The organism is Nocardioides ureilyticus, assembly GCF_051280745.1.
Taxonomy (GTDB): domain Bacteria; phylum Actinomycetota; class Actinomycetes; order Propionibacteriales; family Nocardioidaceae; genus Nocardioides.
This window is the reverse complement of the sequence record NZ_JBNCOG010000004.1, coordinates 1-15660: the sequence shown is the minus strand read 5'-3', so window position 1 is coordinate 15660 and position 15660 is coordinate 1. Positions and strand designations below refer to the sequence as shown.

The following is a 15660-nucleotide window of genomic DNA, read 5'->3' as shown; positions in this document are numbered from 1 at the left end:
GACGGTCGCTGCGCGACCTCCTCGACCAGCCGAGGTCAGGCCTTCTTCGCCGCCGCCTTCTTCGCCGCCGTCTTCTTCGTGGCGGTCTTCTTGGCGGCAGCCTTCTTCGTGGTGGTCTTCTTCGCAGCGGCCTTCTTCGTGGTCTTCTTGGCCGTCTTCTTGGCCGGCCCCCGCTCGCGGCGCTCGGCGAGCAGCTCGGCCGCGCGCTCGAGGGTGATCGACTCGACCGTGTCGTCCTTGCGCAGCGTCGCGTTGTACTCGCCGTCGGTGACGTACTCGCCGAACCGCCCGGACTTCACCACGACCGGCTGGCCGGAGACCGGGTCGTTGCCGAGCTCCTTGAGCGGCGGCGCGGCCGCGGCGCGGCCCCGCTGCTTGGGTTGGGCGTAGATCTTCAGCGCCTCGTCGAGGGTGATGGTGAGCAGCTGCTCCTCGGAGGTCAGCGACCGGGAGTCGGTGCCCTTCTTCAGGTACGGCCCGTAGCGACCGTTCTGGGCGGTGATCTCCTCGCCGTCCTCGGCGACGCCGACCACGCGCGGGAGCGAGAGCAGCTTGACGGCGTCCTCGAGCGAGACGGTGTCGAGCGACATCGACTTGAACAGCGAGCCGGTGCGCGGCTTCGCGTTCTTCGGCGCGTCCTCCGGGAGCACCTCGGTGACGTACGGCCCGTACCGGCCGTTCTTCGCCACGACCTCCAGCCCGGTCTCGGGGTGGCGGCCGAGCTGGATCTCCTCGCCGGCGGGGTTGGCGAAGAGCTCGGTGGCCTTCTCCAGCGTGAGCTCGTCGGGCGGGAGGTCGTCGGGCACGTTCGCCCGCTTGCCGGTCGGGTTGCCCTCGTCGTCCGGTCCCTCGAGGTACGGCCCGTAGCGGCCCACCCGCAGGTGGATGCCGGAGTCGGGGCCGCCGACCGGGAAGGTCGCGAGCTCGCGGGCGTCGATGTCGCCGAGCCCGTCGACGAGCGTCTTGAGGCCCTCGACGTCACCGGACCCGAAGTAGAACTCCGCCAGCTCCGTCGCGCGGTCGCGGCGACCGGCCGCGATCTCGTCGAGCACGTCCTCCATCTGCGCGGTGAACTCGTAGGAGATCTGCCGCGGGAAGTGCTCCTCCATCAGGCGGATCACCGAGAACGCCAGCCACGCCGGCACCAGGGCGTTGCCCTTCTTGTAGACGTAGCCGCGGTCGACGATCGTCTTGATGATCGAGGCGTACGTCGACGGGCGCCCGATCTCGCGCTCCTCGAGCTCCTTGACCAGCGTCGCCTCGGTGTAGCGCGACGGCGGCTTGGTCTCGTGGCCGGCGGCGCTGAGCGAGGCGGCCGAGAGCGCGTCGCCCCGCTCGAGCACCGGGAGCCGGGTCTCCGCGTCGTCCTTCTGGCCGCCGTCGTCGGTGCCCTCGACGTAGGCCTTGAGGAAGCCGTGGAAGGTGATGGTGCGGCCGCTGGCGGAGAAGACGACGTCCTCGCCGGTCGCCGCGGTGCCGCCGATCCGCACCGAGACCGACTGGCCGGTGGCGTCCTTCATCTGCGAGGCGACGGTGCGCATCCAGATCAGCTCGTAGAGACGGAACTGCTCACCGCTCAGGCCGGTCTGGCCGGGCGTGCGGAAGGTGTCGCCCGCGGGGCGGATGGCCTCGTGCGCCTCCTGGGCGTTCTTCACCTTGCCGGCGTAGGTGCGGGGCGCGTCGGGCAGGTACTCCGCGCCGTACAGCTCGCGCACCTGGGAGCGCGCCGCGTCGATCGCGGCCCCCGACAGCGTCGAGGAGTCGGTGCGCATGTAGGTGATGAAGCCGTTCTCGTACAGGCGCTGGGCGACCGACATCGTCACGCTGGCGCTCATGCCGAGCTTGCGGCTGGCCTCCTGCTGCAGCGTCGTGGTCCGGAACGGCGCGTACGGCGAGCGGCGGTACGGCTTGGACTCGACCGAGCGGACCTCGAAGGTGCTCTCCTGGAGCGCGCCGGCCAGCGCCTCGGCACGGGTCCGGTCCAGGTGGACGACCTTGGCGCCGTCCTTGAGGACCCCGTCCTGGCCGAAGTCGGAGCCGCGGGCGACCCGGACGTCGTCGACGGAGTGCAGCTTGGCCGGGAACATCCGCTGCTCGTGCTTCGAGCCGGCGTCGAAGGTCCCCTCCAGGTCCCAGTAGGAGGCGACGCGGAACTTCATCCGCTCGCGCTCGCGGTCGACGACGAGCCGGGTGGCGACCGACTGCACGCGGCCCGCGGAGAGGCCGGACATGACCTTCTTCCACAGCACCGGGCTGACCTCGTAGCCGTAGAGGCGGTCGAGGATGCGGCGCGCCTCCTGCGCCTCGACGAGGTCCATGTCGAGGTCGCGGGGGTTCTCCGCGGCGGCGAGGATCGCCGGCTCGGTGATCTCGTGGAAGACCATCCGGCGCACCGGGATGCCCTTCGGCTTCAGCTCGTCCAGCAGGTGCCAGGCGATCGCCTCGCCCTCGCGGTCCTCATCGGTGGCGAGGAAGAGCTCGTCGGCGTCCTTGAGCAGGCTCTTCAGCTTCTTGACCTGGTCCTTGGAGCGCTTGGGGACCACGTAGTACGGCTCGAAGCCGTGGTCGACGTCGACGGCGAGCCGGCCCCACGGCTTGTCCTTGATCTTCGCCGGGGTGTCGGCGGCGGACTGGGGCAGGTCACGGATGTGGCCGACCGAGGACTCGACGACGTACCCCTGCCCGAGGTAGCCCCCGATCTTCTGGGCCTTCGCCGGGGACTCGACGATCACCAACTTGTGTGCCACGAACCTGTCATTTCCTCACGTTGCTCGGCGGAACCCACGCTCCGGGGGCTCACGGCCGATCACGGTAGCGCGTGCTGTCCACCGCGCCGCTTCGGTGGCCCCCGGGCCGGACGGGTCGTGTGTCCCACGACGCGCCCCGTCGGCCCGGCACCGCGTCGGGGAAACGGGGCACGCCCTCAACGTTCCGTGACCCGCCGACGTCAACAGGGGGACAGTAGGAGATCCGAACGGACGGAGAGCTGACGTGGCAGGAGGCGGACCGGGCCGCAACCCCGACTTCGGCGAGTTCGTCGCGGCCCAGCAAGGGAACCTGCTGCGGCTGGCGCACGCCCTCACCGGTGACCCGCACGACGCCTGGGACCTGACCCAGGAGACGCTGGCCCGCCTCGGCGAGCGGTGGACGGGCCGACGTCCCGACGTCCCGGAGGCGTGGACGCGCACGGTCATGGTGCGGCTGAACATCGACCGGATCCGCCGGCTGCGCCGCGAGTTGCCGCTCACCGGCACGACGGACCCAGCCACCGCCCCCGTGCAGGTCGGCGAGGTCGACGCCTGGCTGGTCGACGCGCTCGCGACGCTCAGCCCCCGGCAGCGCACCGCGCTGGCCCTGCGGTACGTCGAGGACCTCGACGTGCGCGGGATCGCCGCACGGATGGGGTGCTCCGAGGGGACCGTGAAGAGCCAGCTCTCGCGCGGGACCGAGCGCCTCCGCGAGCACGCCCGCCACCACCTCCCGACCGTCCCGGGCACGACCACACGAGAGGACGCACCCCGATGAAGGACACCGAGCAGGACCCCGACATCCGGGCCGCCTACGAGCGGCTCACCGGCGCGCTGGCGCCGCCGGCCGACGGCCCGGCCCGGGTCGAGCGCCGCGTCGCCGTACGCCGCCGTCGGCGCCGTGCCACCGCCGGTGGTGCCGCCCTCACGCTCGCCGCGGTCGTCGGCGCTTTCGCCCTCGGCAGCGGCGACGAGCCGGTCCGGGCGGTCGACCCCGCCGTCGATCCGGGACCGGTGAGCACGCTGACCACCACGCTGCCGGACGGCACGCCGTACACGTTCGCGGACGTCGACGTCACTTGTGAGGGCGGCCTGATCACCGCGGAGACGCCGTTCCGGACCGTCGGCGAGGGGCCGGAGGAGGGGCTGGCCCAGCCGTTCCTGCTCATCCAGGGGCAGGTGGCGAAGCTCCCGGCGGGGCGTGTCCTGCGCCTGCCCGTCGACGGCCCGGGCGGCTCCGACACCTACCCGATCGTCCTCTTCTTCGCTCTCGCCGGCGATCGCGACGCCAACGAGCTCTCCAGCGCCGTGGGCGACGCCTCGGGCACCGTCGAGGTGCTCGAGGCCAGCTGCGGCACCGAGCCGCGTCTCGCGCTCCGGGTCGACGCCGTGCTGGGCAGCGAGGTGGGCCAGCCGGCGATGTCCCTCACCGGCGAGCTTCGGTGAGGAACCCCTCCTCGACCAGCTCCGCCACGACCGGCAGGTAGCCGGCCCGGACCTCGGCGGCGTCCCGGTCGAGCAGCTGGGCGACCGCGTCGAGGATCCGGCCGACGCTCAGCTCCCCGTCGCAGGCGCCGACGAGCGCGGCCTCGACGGTGTCGGCCTGCCGCGCCCGGCGGAACCCGCGCTGCTGGCGCAGGACGATCGTCTCGGGGTCCTCCGCGCCGACCGGGCCGACCGTCTCCTGCCGCACGTCCTCGCGGACGACCAGGCGGGCGTCGGCGTCCGTCGGCACCTGTCCGACGCGCCCCCAGTCGGCGACAGCGGGCGCGATCGGCTGCTCGACGTCGTACGGCCAGTCGAGAAAGGCACGTCGAGCGGCGCCCTCGCCGACCCGGTGCAGGTTGATCCACCCGAAGCCGATGGCCTCCACGCCCTGCTCCTCGAACCACGACAACCAGGTGTCGTAGCGGACCAGGTAGTCGGCGGCGCCGTGCTGGCCGGCGTCCTTGAGCCAGAGCTCGACGTAGGCCGCGGGGTCGAGCAGCTCGCGCTGGACGACGAGCGCGTCGCAGTCGTCGGCGACCCAGGGGGCCAACCGCTCCTCCCACGGCCGGCCCTCGGTGACCACCCAGTTGGCGAGAACCTGGCACCAGCCGCCGTCGGCCAGGTGCGACGGCGCGGTCCGGACGATGTCCTCGACCACCCGGTCCCCCGGCAGGCCGGAGTCGCGGTAGACCAGCCGCTCGCCCGTGCCGGGGGAGATGACGAACGGCGGGTTGGTGGCGATCAGGTCGAACCGCTCGCCCGCGACCGGGTCGAAGTAGGAGCCGTCGCGCACGTCCACGGTCGCCGACACCTCGTTGAGGGCGGCGTTGAACCGGGTCATCCACAGCGCCCGCCGGTTGACGTCGGTGGCCACGACCTCGCCGGCGTGGGTCGCCAGGTGCAGCGCCTGGACGCCGCAGCCGGTGCCGAGGTCGAGGGCGCGACCGACGGGCTCGCGGATCGTCAGCTGGGCCAGCGACGTGGACGCGGGGCTGATGCCCAGCACGTGGTCCGCGCCGACCCGCTGCGGCCCGCCGTCGAGTCCTGGGGTCAGGTCGCTGACGACCCAGAGGTCGCGACCGTCGGCCTGGTAGGGGCGGACGTCGAGCCGGGCCGCCACCTCACCGACGCTCTGCTCGATCAGCCCCTCGGCCGCCATCCGGTCCACGAGGCCGGGCAACGCCCGCTCGGCCGCCTCGGCCGGGACGGTGGTCTGGAGGAGGAAGAGCCGGACCAGCGTCTCCAGCGCGGTGCCGCCACCGGTACGCCGCAGACCGGGTGTCGTCTCGTTGCGCGCGAGCGCGTCGTGCGCGCGGGAGCCGAGGAGCTCGGCCACGGCGTCGTAGGTGAAGCCCGCGACGGTCAGGGCGGCGCGCAGCCTGGCCGGCAGGTCGGTGGGAGTGCTCACGGCTCGACTGTAGGGCGCACCGCGGAGCGTCGCCCCGCCGAAGGACCACCCCCTGGCCCGTTCGGACTAGTACGAACGGCCCATCCGTCGCCAAGAGGTGTCCTAGCCCACGAAATTGGCCTTAAGTTCGGCGTTCAGCGGGTCGATACGGCCCCGCACACGTCGAGGAGCGCCCGGTCGGGAGCCCGGTCGCCCGAGGGGGAGGACCCACATGCACGCATTCCAGCGCGCCGCCGGCACGGTCGCGGCCACCGCGCTCGTCACCAGCGGACTAGTCACCTCGGCCGTCGCCGCCGAGCCGACGGCACCCGCCGCACGTACGGCCGCGGCGACCACGAGCACCGGCACCGCGGCGCAGCAGGACCTGCTCGGCCTGCTGCCCCTGCCCACGCTGCCCCCGAGCCTGAGCGGCACCGCCGGGGTCGGCCAGCTGCTCACCCTCGTGGACCCGGTGTGGGGCCTGCTCGACCCGCTCCTCGGCCCGCTGCTCAAGCCGCTGGTGAGCGTGGACACCTGGCTGTGCAACGGGGTGCCCATCCCGGGCACCGCGGGCCTGCAGGAGTACGTCCCGACCGAGCTGCAGGCGGGCTGCGAGGTCACCGCGAAGGTGGTCGCCTCCCTCCTCGGGTTCCTCCCGCTCAGCCTCGAGACCAGCCCGGTCACGGTCCCCGCCGACGGCGACGCCGCAGGCCAGCTGAAGGCGGTATTCCACTCCGCGCTCCAGCAGCTCACTGACCGGCTGGGCATCCTGCGTCCCACCTGGCTCCTCGACGGCCAGGCGCAGACCGCCGTGCAGCAGGCGGTGCAGTGGTTCCGCGAGAAGGCCGGCACCACGCTGCCGATCCCGGGCGCCACGGGCTGGGACTACGTCCCGACCGCCGACGACGCCGGCAGCCAGGTCTTCGCGCGCATCACCGGCAGCCTCGCCGGGCTGCCCGTCGTCAGCCTGCTGACCAGCAAGATGCCGATCCCGGCGCAGGAGATCAAGGCCACCACCCCGGTCGCGATCGACGCCTCGAAGGGCCTCGCCCCCGGCGACGTGCTCTCCGCCAAGGCACCGGTCTGGGACCCGGCCGACGTGGAGCCCACGACCTACGCCTGGATGGTCGCCGGCACGCCCGCCGGCACCGGTCCGACGTACACCATCAAGCCCGGTGACGTCGGCAAGGCCGTCACGGTGGTCGCCACCGCAACGAAGGGCACGGCCGAGGGCACCTCGACGAGCGCCGCGATCACCCCGGTCGCCGACGAGCTCACCGCCGTCACCGCGCCGGCGATCAGCCCGTCCAGCGGCGTCGAGTACGGCGACACCCTGAGCGTCCGACCCGCCACCTGGAGCGAGGGGCCGGCCCCCACGCTGAGCTACCGGTGGGTGCGCAACGGCAGCGAGACGGTCGGCACCGGCTCGACGTACCGGGTCGGCTTCGGCGACCTCGCCTCGCAGCTCGCGGTGGTGGTCACGGCCACCCGCGACGCGGACTCGGCCATGGCCACCTCCGCACCGGTCACGGTCGCCAAGCTCGCGGCCAAGGTGAAGGCGAAGGCCCAGCGCACGACCCTCCGCCAGGGCCAGAAGGCGGTCCTGCGGGTGTGGACCAAGGCCGACGGCCACTTCGTCCCCGGCCGGGTCCGGGTCTTCGACGGCAGCAAGCGCCTCCGGACGGTCACCTTCGAGCAGGGCGACAAGGCCAAGAAGGTCCGGATCAAGATGCGCAAGGCCGGCCAGCACAAGCTGCGCGTCGTCTACCTGGAGAACCAGTACGTCGAGGGCTCGGTGAAGACGGTCAAGGTCAAGGTCAAGCGCGCCAAGCGCTAGGTCCGACCCGCCACGGCCCTGACCCGACGCAGAGCAGGAGCAAGAGCCCCCGGTGCCGATCGGCACCGGGGGCTCTTGCTGCGTGGCGGCGCCTACGCCGTTCAGGCGGTGGGCGTCTGGTACGGCTGGGTCGGTGACGTGTCCACCGCCGGCCCGCCGCCGGGCGCGGGCGGCGGAGGTGCTGCGCCGTCGTCGTCGCCGATGACCACCGAGCGGCGCTTGGAGATCACCACCGCGGCAGCGATGCCCGCGGCGGCCACCAGGGCGATGAGGATGGAGACCGGGCGGTTCGCGTCCTCACCGAGGTTGAGGCTGACCACCGCGCCGACGATGAGCAGGGCGACCAGGTTCATCACCTTGATCAGCGGGTTGATCGCCGGCCCGGCGGTGTCCTTGAACGGGTCGCCGACCGTGTCCCCGATGATCGTCGCCTCGTGCGCCAGTGATCCCTTGCCGCCGTGGTGGCCGTCCTCGACGAGCTTCTTGGCGTTGTCCCAGGCGCCACCGGCGTTGGCGAGGAAGACCGCCATGAGCGTGCCCGCGCCGATCGCTCCGGCGAGGAACCCGGCGAGGGCGCCGACGCCCAGGCCGAAGCCGACCGCGATCGGCGAGAGGATCGCGAGGATGCCGGGCGTGGCCAGCTCGCGCAGCGAGTCGCGGGTCACGATGTCGACGACCTTGCCGTACTCCGGGCGGCCCGTGCCCTCCATGATCCCGGGGATCTCGCGGAACTGCCGGCGGACCTCGTACACGACCGCGCCGGCGGCCCGGCCGACGGCGTTGATGGCCAGGCCGGAGAAGAGGAACACGACCGCGACGCCGATCAGCAGCCCGACCAGGACGTCGGGGCTGAAGACGAAGAAGTTCAGCGTGTCGCCCTCGGCCAGCCCGGTCTCCCGGATCTGGTCGATCGCCGTGCCGATGTAGGAGCCGAAGAGCGCGCTCGCCGCGAGCACCGCCGTGGCGATGGCGATCCCCTTCGTGATCGCCTTCGTCGTGTTGCCGACCGCGTCGAGCTCGGTGAGGATCTGCGCGCCCTCCGGGCTGACGTCGCCCGACATCTCGGCGATGCCCTGGGCGTTGTCGGAGACCGGGCCGAAGGTGTCCATCGCGACGATGACGCCGACCGTCGTGAGCAGGCCGCAGCCGGCGAGCGCCACCGCGAACAGCGCGATGGAGAGCGACCCGCCGCCGAGCAGGAACGCGCCGAAGACGGCCGCCCCGATGACGAGGGTCGTGTAGACCGCCGACTCGAAGCCGACCGACAGCCCGGAGAGGATGACGGTGGCGGGACCGGTGAGCGAGGTCCGGCCGACGTCCTTGACCGGCTTGAAGTCGGTGCCGGTGAAGTAGCCGGTGAGGGCGAGGATGGCGGCGGCGAGCACCACGCCGATCACCACGGCGAGCGCGGCGATCAGGGCCGGGTTGCCGTTGGCGGCCTCGTAGCCGAACGCCTGGTCCAGCGGGCTGCCGCCGGCCGGGACGCCGTCGAGGTCGGCGAAGTCGGTCGGCAGGTAGAGGAAGGCCAGGACCACCGAGGCGAGCGCACCGACGGCGGCGGAGATGTAGAAGGCCCGGTTGATGGTCGTGAGGCCGCTCTCGCCGGCCCGCGGCTTGGTGAGGTAGACACCGGCGACCGCGGTCAGCGCGCCGATGGCCGGCACGAGCAGCGGGAAGACCAGGCCGGCGTCGCCGAACGCCTGCGACCCGAGGATCAGGGCCGCGACGAGCGTGACGGCGTAGGACTCGAAGAGGTCGGCGGCCATGCCGGCGCAGTCGCCGACGTTGTCCCCGACGTTGTCGGCGATCGTGGCGGCGTTGCGCGGGTCGTCCTCGGGGATGTTGTTCTCGACCTTGCCCACCAGGTCGGCGCCGACGTCGGCCGCCTTGGTGAAGATGCCGCCGCCGACGCGCATGAACATCGCCAGCAGCGCGGCGCCGAAGCCGAAGCCCTCCAGCACCTCCGGCGCGTCGTCCTGGAAGAACAGGACCACGACGCTGGCGCCGAGGAGCCCGAGGCCGACCGTCAGCATCCCGACGGTGGCGCCGGTGCGGAAGCCGATGTGCATGGCCGGGTCCCGGCCCTGGGTGGTGGCCGCAGCGGCGACGCGAAGGTTGGCCCGGACGGCGAGGGACATGCCGAGGTAGCCCACGGCAGCGGAGAAGCCGGCGCCCACGAGGAAGAACACCGACCGGAAGATCCGCACCGTCGCGTCGTCCGCGGGGAGCGCGAGCAGCAGGAAGAAGGCGATGACAGCGAAGACCGCCAGGGTGCGGAACTGCCGCTGCAGGTAGGCGTTGGCGCCCTCCTGGACGGCCTGGGCGATGGTCTTCATGTTCTCGGTGCCCTCGGCGGCGGCGAGGACCTCGTGCCGGAACATCACGGCCATCGCGAGGGCGCCGAGCGCGATCAGCGCGACGACGATGACGAGGACGAGGTCACCCCCTTCCACCGACACGGCGGGATGGATACCGATCATGCGCTTCCTCCTGGGGTGAGCGGCGGTCTAGCGGACCGGCACCCGGACCTGCGTCGAGGTGATCCCGGTCACGAAGTGAGCCGGAGTCTACGCACGCCGTACCGGGGGAATGCACGACGGTGTGACGTGGACCACACGTGTCGCTCCGCTCGCGGTCATCGCCCCGGGGAAGCACGACGACCGCGGGCCCCCGGGGGGCACGCGGTCGTGACTGGCTCGATCCGGCCGACAGCTGAGGGCCGGCTGTCGGCCGTCAGCTGTCGGCCAGGGCCGCCTCGGCGGAGTCGTGGATGACGAAGACCTTGGCGAGGCCGGTGATGCGGAAGATCTTGAGGAGACGGTCCTGCGTGCACACCAGCTGCAGGGAACCGTCGTGGGCGCGGACCTTCTTCAGGCCGCCGACGAGGACACCCAGGCCGGTGGAGTCGAGGAACTCCACGGCCTCCATGTCGATGACCAGGTTGTAGGTCCCGGCGGCGACCAGCTCGGTGATCTTGTCGCGCAGCTTGGGGGCCGTGTAGACGTCGATCTCGCCGCCGACCGCGACGATGGTCGTGCCATCGACGTCGCGCGTCGCAAGAGTGAGGTCCACGTGTTCTCCCTGGAGGCACTGTCCGGTCGGGGTGAGCGTACGGGGCCGCCTGAACTGGTCCCGCCACTCGGCTCGCCTATGAAACCACGTCGGGGGTGACCGCCGCACACGCACGCCGACCTCCGGTGGATCGGCTGTCCCGGGTGACTGTCCCCGGCGCCTGGGAGAATCAGGGGATGACCTCGACCGCACAGCCCGCTCAGGACGGGCGGGAGCTGTCGGCGCTGGTCGACCGGCTCGCCTCCGTGCCCGGGCGCGAGGAGCGGTTGGTCCACGTCGAGACGCTCCCGTCCCGGCCCGCGGTCACCGCCCCGTGGCCGGCGTGGGCGGACCCGTCCGTCGTCGCGGCCTTTCGGGCCCGGGGGGTGGCCGCGCCGTGGCAGCACCAGGCGGCTGCGGCGGATGCTGCCCACGCAGGCACGCACGTGGTGCTCGCGACCGGGACCGCCTCCGGCAAGTCGCTGGCCTACCAGCTGCCCGCCCTCTCCGCCGTCCTGGCCGGCCGCGGCCGCCGGGGGCAGCGCGGCGCGACCGTCCTCTACCTCGCCCCGACGAAGGCGCTGGCGCAGGACCAGCTCGCCGGGCTGCAGGGCCTCGGCGTCGACGTGCGGGCCACGACCCACGACGGGGACAGCGGCCGGGACCAGCGGGACTGGGCGCGGGACCACGCCGAGTACGTCCTCACCAACCCCGACATGCTGCACCGGTCGCTGCTGCCCGGTCACCAGCGGTGGGCGCAGTTCCTCGGCTCCCTGCAGTACGTCGTGGTGGACGAGTGCCACCACTACCGGGGTGTCTTCGGCGCCCACGTCGCCCACGTGCTGCGCCGGCTGCGGCGGATCTGCGCGGCGTACGGCGCGCACCCGACGTTCGTGCTCGCCTCGGCCACGGTGGCCGACCCCGAGGTGGCGGCCGGCCGGCTGACCGGGCTCGACGTGCTCGCCGTGACCGGCGACGGCTCCCCGCGCGGCCGGGTCTCGTTGGCGATGTGGGAGCCCCCCTTCACCTCGCACGCCGGCGAGAACGGTGCACCGGTACGGCGAGCAGCGTCCTCGGAGACCGCCGACCTGCTCGCCGACCTGGTCGCCGAGGACGTCCGCACGCTGGCCTTCGTCCGCTCGCGCCGGGGAGCCGAGCAGGTCGCCATGACGGCGGCGGGGCTGCTCGCCGAGGTGCACCCCTCGCTGCCGGGCCGGGTCGCGTCCTACCGCGGTGGCTACCTGCCGGAGGAGCGGCGCGCCCTCGAGGAGGCGCTGCGTCGTGGGGAGGTGACGGGGATGGCCGCGACCAACGCCCTCGAGCTGGGCATCGACATCAGCGGCCTCGACGCCGTGCTGATGGCCGGCTTCCCCGGCACCCGCGCCGCACTGTGGCAGCAGGTGGGCCGCGCCGGTCGCGGCGCGCAGGACGCGCTCGGCGTCCTGGTGGCGCGAGACGACCCGCTCGACACCTACCTCGTGCACCACCCCGAGACCCTCCTCGGGCGACCGGTCGAGGCGACGGTCTTCGACCCCGGCAACCCCTACGTGCTCGGGCCGCACCTGTGCGCCGCGGCGCAGGAGATCCCGCTGACCCCCGAGGACCTGCCGCTCTTCGGCCCGACGGCCGAGGGTGTCGTCGGCCAGCTGACCGCCGCCGGGCTGCTCCGCAAGCGGCCGCGCGGCTGGTTCTGGACCGACCGGCGGCGGGCCGCCGATCTCGCCGACATCCGCTCCTCCGGCGGCCGCCCCGTGCAGCTCGTCGAGGCCGGGACCGGTCGGGTCGTCGGCACCGTCGACGCCTCCAGCGCCCACGGCGCGGCCCACCCCGGCGCCGTCTACGTGCACCGCGGCGAGACCTACCTGGTCGAGTCGCTCGACCTCGAGGAGCACGTCGCGGTCATCGACCGCCGCGACGTCGACCACTCCACGTCGGCGCGCGAGGTCACCGAGATCTCGATCGTCGCGGAGCGGGAGGCCCGCCGCTGGGGCGAGTGCCGGCTCGCGTTCGGCGAGGTCGACGTGTCCCACCAGGTCGTGTCGTTCCTCAAGCGCCGCCAGCCCGGCGGCGAGGTGATGTCGGAGGAGCCCCTCGACCTGCCGGTGCGCACGCTGCGGACCACCGCGGTCTGGTGGACCGTGCCGGACGACGTGCTCGAGGAGGCCGGTCTCCTGCGCCAGGACCTCCCCGGGGCCGCCCACGCCGCCGAGCACTGCTCCATCGGCCTGCTGCCGCTCTTCGCCACGTGTGACCGCTGGGACATCGGCGGCGTCTCGACCGCGCTGCACCCCGACACCGGCATGCTCACGGTCTTCGTCCACGACGGGCACCCGGGCGGCGCCGGCTTCGCCGAACGAGGCTTCGCCGCGGCACGGGAGTGGCTCACCGCGACGCGGGACACCATCGCCTCGTGCGCGTGTGCCGACGGGTGCCCCTCGTGCATCCAGTCGCCGAAGTGCGGCAACCAGAACAACCCCCTCGACAAGGCCGGCGCCGCCGCCCTGCTCGACGTGCTCCTCGACGGCGGCTGACCGGCCGCCCGACGTCTACGGGGCGTCTACGGGGCGGGTCCGGCGCGCGCCTCGCCGGCGAGGTCGGCCACCTGGCCCAGCCACCTGGGGCCGGGGGCCTCGACGACCACCCGGACGTCGCGGGCGGCCACGGTGCAGCTCAGCAGCGTGGTGCCGTTGCGGCCGGCGACCCGGTCGGCCGCCGCGCAGGGATCACCGGAGCCCACGGTCGCGGCACCGGCGAGCGCCGCGAGGTCCGCCGCCGACTGGGCCACCCGGTGGGCACGGAACATCGCCGCCGTGACCCCGAGGGCCGCGCCCAGCAGGAGCAGCAGGACGAGGCAGCCGGCGGCGAAGAGCGTCACCGAGCCTCGGTCCTCCCCCCGCCGCCTCCGGTCAGCGCGCATCAGCCGCCGCCCGGGGCCCGCTCGTCGAGCGCGGTGGCGCTCGCGCTGACCCGGACCGACGGCAGGGCGTCGAAGAGGCCCCCGGGTCCGTCGACCTCGCCGCTCGCGGTGGCGACGACCTCGCCGCCGGAGCGGGTCAGCGTCACGGTGCTCCCGGGCGGGGCCACCCGCTCGCCGCGGGCGACGGCCGCCGCGTCGTCGTCGCCGCGCGCTGCCGCACGGGCGGCTTCGCGGGCCGCGTCGACGACCTGCACCTGGGCGGCCCCGACCGCGAGCAGCCAGACCAGGCCGGCCGTCACGGCCACGAGCGACGGCAGGACCAGCGCGAGCTCGGCGGTGGCCGCTCCGCGCTGGTCCCGGCACCGGCCGGCCCGGCGGATCACCCGATGCCCAGGAGCCCGAGCACGTGGTCGAAGAGCGTCTTCAGCAGCTTGTCGCCGAAGCCGCCGCTGAGCATCTTGTAGAGCAGCCCGGCGAGCCCGGCGCCGGCTGCGGTGCCCACGGCGTACTCCGCGGTGGTGATGCCGTCCTCGCGGCGGGGACGGGCGTGGTGGACGAGCGACATGTGGAGCTCCTTCGGTCGGGGCCACGGCGTGGCCGGTACCGAGAGGTTCGTCCGTCGGGAGCCGGCCCGCCGGTCTCGCGGCGGCCGGTGTGGAGGCACCCGCCGGACGAGCCGGCTGTGGACGTCGCCCGGCCACGTCAGCCACCGGCGAGCAGGCCGCCCAGCAACCCGGCGACGAGCGGGACGATGCCGACCAAGAGGAAGGCGGGGAGCAGGCAGAGGCCCAGCGGCAGCGCCGCGCGCACGCCGACCGTCCTGGCGCGGTCCTCCACGTCGGCACGGCCGCGCTGGGCGAGCTCCTCGGCCAGCCGCTCGACGGTGCCGGCGAGCGGCGCACCGGTCTGGTGCGCGCGGGCGAACGCCCGCCCGAGCGGCGCCAGCTCCGGGTCGTCCGCGAGACCACCCCAGACGCTCACCGGGTCCACGCCCAGCTCGAGTCGCGCGGCGACGACCGCGAGGCGGTCGGCGGCAGCCCCCGGGAGCGCGCGACAGACCAGCGCCACCGCCTGGCCCGGCGGCGACCCGCCGTGCAGCGCGGCGCCGAGCAGCGTGACCACGTGCGGCAGCTCCCGGCGGACCGCCTCCCGCCGGCGGCGGAGCGCCGGCGGCTCAGCCCTGGTGAGGGCCAGCCAGGACCCGACGGCAGCCGCAGCCGCCGCGACGGGCGCCAGGGGGCCGCCGAGCGCCTGGTGCGCACCGAGGCCGGCGAGCAGCGCCAGGACCACTCGGTGGCGGCGCATCCAGCCGCTGTCCGGGCCAGGGACCGCGGGCGCCACGGGGTCCGGGGGGAGGTGCACCCGCGGTGGGACCAGCAGCGCGACGGCGAGCCCCGCAGCCAGGCCCGCCACCAGCAGGCCCGACGCCGGCGTCGCACCGCCTCCGGTCAGCACCGGTTCACGCCGTCCGCTCGACGTCCCGCGCGATCGCCTCGATCCAGGCCAGCCCGAGCCAGCCCAGACCCAGGCCGGCACCCAGGCACGCCACCCCGACCGGATGGCCGAGTAGGAAGGCCCACGGGTCGGCGCCGGAGCCGGAGCCCATGAGCAGGGCCAGCACCGGAAGCACCGCGACCAGCCGGGCCGTCGCTCGCGCCGAGGCCAGCTCGCCGCGCACGATGCGACGCGTCGCCTGGACGGCGCGCAGCTCACGGGCCACCCGGTGCACGGCGTCGGCGAGGCCGTGGCCGGTGCGGTGGGCCACCTGCCACGCCCCGGCGACCAGCCGCAGGTCGTGGGCACCGGGCCGGTCGGCGAGCACCCGGAGGGCGGCGGGCACGTCGGCGCCCATCCGGAAGGCAGCGGCGACCGGGGCCAGCGCCGGCCAGTCCGCCGCCGCTCGCTCGAGAGCCGCCCCGGGCGACTGACCGGCGCCCAGCTCGGTCGCCAGCTGGTCGCAGGCCTCGAGGACCCGCTCCGCCACGGCCACCGCCTCGCGCTGGCAGACCCGCTCACGCAGCCCCCACCGGACGCCGAGCGCGACGAGCACCGCCAGGGCGACCAGCGCGGTCGTGGTCGGCCCGAGGCCCAGGAACATCGACCCGGCTGCTGCGGGCGCCGTGAGGACCAGCGGCATCCCGGGCCGGGCCCGCTCACCGGTCCCTCCACCCGGACGCACCGGCCGCGGCGCGGGCGGCCAGCAGAGCGCCACCGCAAGGGCCGCGGCCACGGC

Annotated in this window: 13 protein-coding genes; 4 read left to right on the top strand and 9 right to left on the bottom strand. The window is 74.0% G+C overall.

Features of this window, described 5'->3' with window-relative positions:
- Positions 1 to 35: 35 nt before the first annotated feature.
- Positions 36 to 2747, bottom strand: a complete 2712-nt coding sequence (topA, locus tag ACSMHG_RS03230) for a type I DNA topoisomerase (protein ID WP_435741944.1) — start codon at positions 2745 to 2747, stop codon at positions 36 to 38.
- Between the two features lie 244 nt (positions 2748 to 2991).
- On the opposite strand from topA, the gene ACSMHG_RS03225 reads away from it, so the two are divergent.
- Both ACSMHG_RS03225 and ACSMHG_RS03220 read left to right on the top strand, forming a co-directional pair.
- Positions 2992 to 3525, top strand: a complete 534-nt coding sequence (locus tag ACSMHG_RS03225; RefSeq protein WP_435741943.1) for an RNA polymerase sigma factor — start codon at positions 2992 to 2994, stop codon at positions 3523 to 3525.
- A complete protein-coding gene (locus ACSMHG_RS03220; protein WP_435741942.1) occupies positions 3522 to 4193 on the top strand; it encodes a hypothetical protein in 672 nt (223 codons plus the stop codon). Before ACSMHG_RS03225 ends, ACSMHG_RS03220 begins: the two co-directional genes overlap by 4 nt.
- Here the strand turns inward: ACSMHG_RS03220 and ACSMHG_RS03215 are convergent.
- Positions 4174 to 5643 (bottom strand): DUF7059 domain-containing protein, encoded by a 1470-nt coding sequence (locus ACSMHG_RS03215; protein ID WP_435741941.1) that lies wholly within the window; start codon positions 5641 to 5643, stop codon positions 4174 to 4176. The two genes, ACSMHG_RS03220 and ACSMHG_RS03215, sit on opposite strands and share 20 nt — an antisense overlap.
- 211 nt (positions 5644 to 5854) lie before the next feature.
- On the opposite strand from ACSMHG_RS03215, the gene ACSMHG_RS03210 reads away from it, so the two are divergent.
- A complete protein-coding gene (locus ACSMHG_RS03210) occupies positions 5855 to 7459 on the top strand; it encodes a hypothetical protein (protein WP_435741940.1) in 1605 nt (534 codons plus the stop codon).
- 101 nt (positions 7460 to 7560) lie between these two features.
- On the opposite strand, the gene ACSMHG_RS03205 is transcribed toward ACSMHG_RS03210, so the two are convergent.
- Together ACSMHG_RS03205 and ACSMHG_RS03200 are read right to left on the bottom strand one after the other, a co-directional pair.
- A complete protein-coding gene (locus ACSMHG_RS03205) occupies positions 7561 to 9939 on the bottom strand; it encodes a sodium-translocating pyrophosphatase (protein ID WP_435741939.1) in 2379 nt (792 codons plus the stop codon).
- A gap of 253 nt (positions 9940 to 10192) precedes the next feature.
- Positions 10193 to 10531, bottom strand: a complete 339-nt coding sequence (locus ACSMHG_RS03200; RefSeq protein ID WP_435741938.1) for an anti-sigma factor antagonist — start codon at positions 10529 to 10531, stop codon at positions 10193 to 10195.
- 176 nt (positions 10532 to 10707) lie between these two features.
- Here ACSMHG_RS03200 and ACSMHG_RS03195 point away from each other — a divergent pair, with 176 nt between their 5' ends.
- The gene (locus ACSMHG_RS03195) at positions 10708 to 13041 is read left to right on the top strand and encodes a DEAD/DEAH box helicase (RefSeq protein ID WP_435741937.1); all 2334 of its coding nucleotides are present in this window, start codon (positions 10708 to 10710) and stop codon (positions 13039 to 13041) included.
- Between the two features lie 26 nt (positions 13042 to 13067).
- On the opposite strand, the gene ACSMHG_RS03190 is transcribed toward ACSMHG_RS03195, so the two are convergent.
- The 5 genes from ACSMHG_RS03190 to ACSMHG_RS03170 all read right to left on the bottom strand — a co-directional run.
- Entirely contained in the window at positions 13068 to 13385 is a 318-nt protein-coding gene (locus ACSMHG_RS03190) for an Rv3654c family TadE-like protein (RefSeq protein ID WP_435741936.1), read from the bottom strand.
- Positions 13386 to 13426: 41 nt separating this feature from the next.
- Positions 13427 to 13810: a TadE family type IV pilus minor pilin gene (locus ACSMHG_RS03185; protein WP_435741935.1), complete on the bottom strand. Its 384-nt coding sequence runs from the start codon at positions 13808 to 13810 to the stop codon at positions 13427 to 13429.
- Entirely contained in the window at positions 13807 to 13992 is a 186-nt protein-coding gene (locus ACSMHG_RS03180) for a DUF4244 domain-containing protein (protein ID WP_435741934.1), read from the bottom strand. Before ACSMHG_RS03180 ends, ACSMHG_RS03185 begins: the two co-directional genes overlap by 4 nt.
- A gap of 137 nt (positions 13993 to 14129) precedes the next feature.
- Positions 14130 to 14882, bottom strand: a complete 753-nt coding sequence (locus ACSMHG_RS03175; protein WP_435741933.1) for a type II secretion system F family protein — start codon at positions 14880 to 14882, stop codon at positions 14130 to 14132.
- A 4-nt stretch (positions 14883 to 14886) separates the two neighbouring features.
- On the bottom strand, positions 14887 to 15660 hold a 774-nt coding region (locus ACSMHG_RS03170; RefSeq protein ID WP_435741932.1), incomplete at its 5' end, for a type II secretion system F family protein.

Bases quoted from the DNA above. Each gene is read 5' to 3' on its own strand.
- ACSMHG_RS03220 (WP_435741942.1), top strand. From the start codon at position 3,522: ATGAAGGACACCGAGCAGGACCCCGACATCCGGGCCGCCTACGAGCGG.
- ACSMHG_RS03210 (WP_435741940.1), top strand. From the start codon at position 5,855: ATGCACGCATTCCAGCGCGCCGCCGGCACGGTCGCGGCCACCGCGCTC.
- ACSMHG_RS03205 (WP_435741939.1), bottom strand. From the start codon at position 9,939: ATGATCGGTATCCATCCCGCCGTGTCGGTGGAAGGGGGTGACCTCGTC.
- ACSMHG_RS03195 (WP_435741937.1), top strand. From the start codon at position 10,708: ATGACCTCGACCGCACAGCCCGCTCAGGACGGGCGGGAGCTGTCGGCG.
- ACSMHG_RS03180 (WP_435741934.1), bottom strand. From the start codon at position 13,992: ATGTCGCTCGTCCACCACGCCCGTCCCCGCCGCGAGGACGGCATCACC.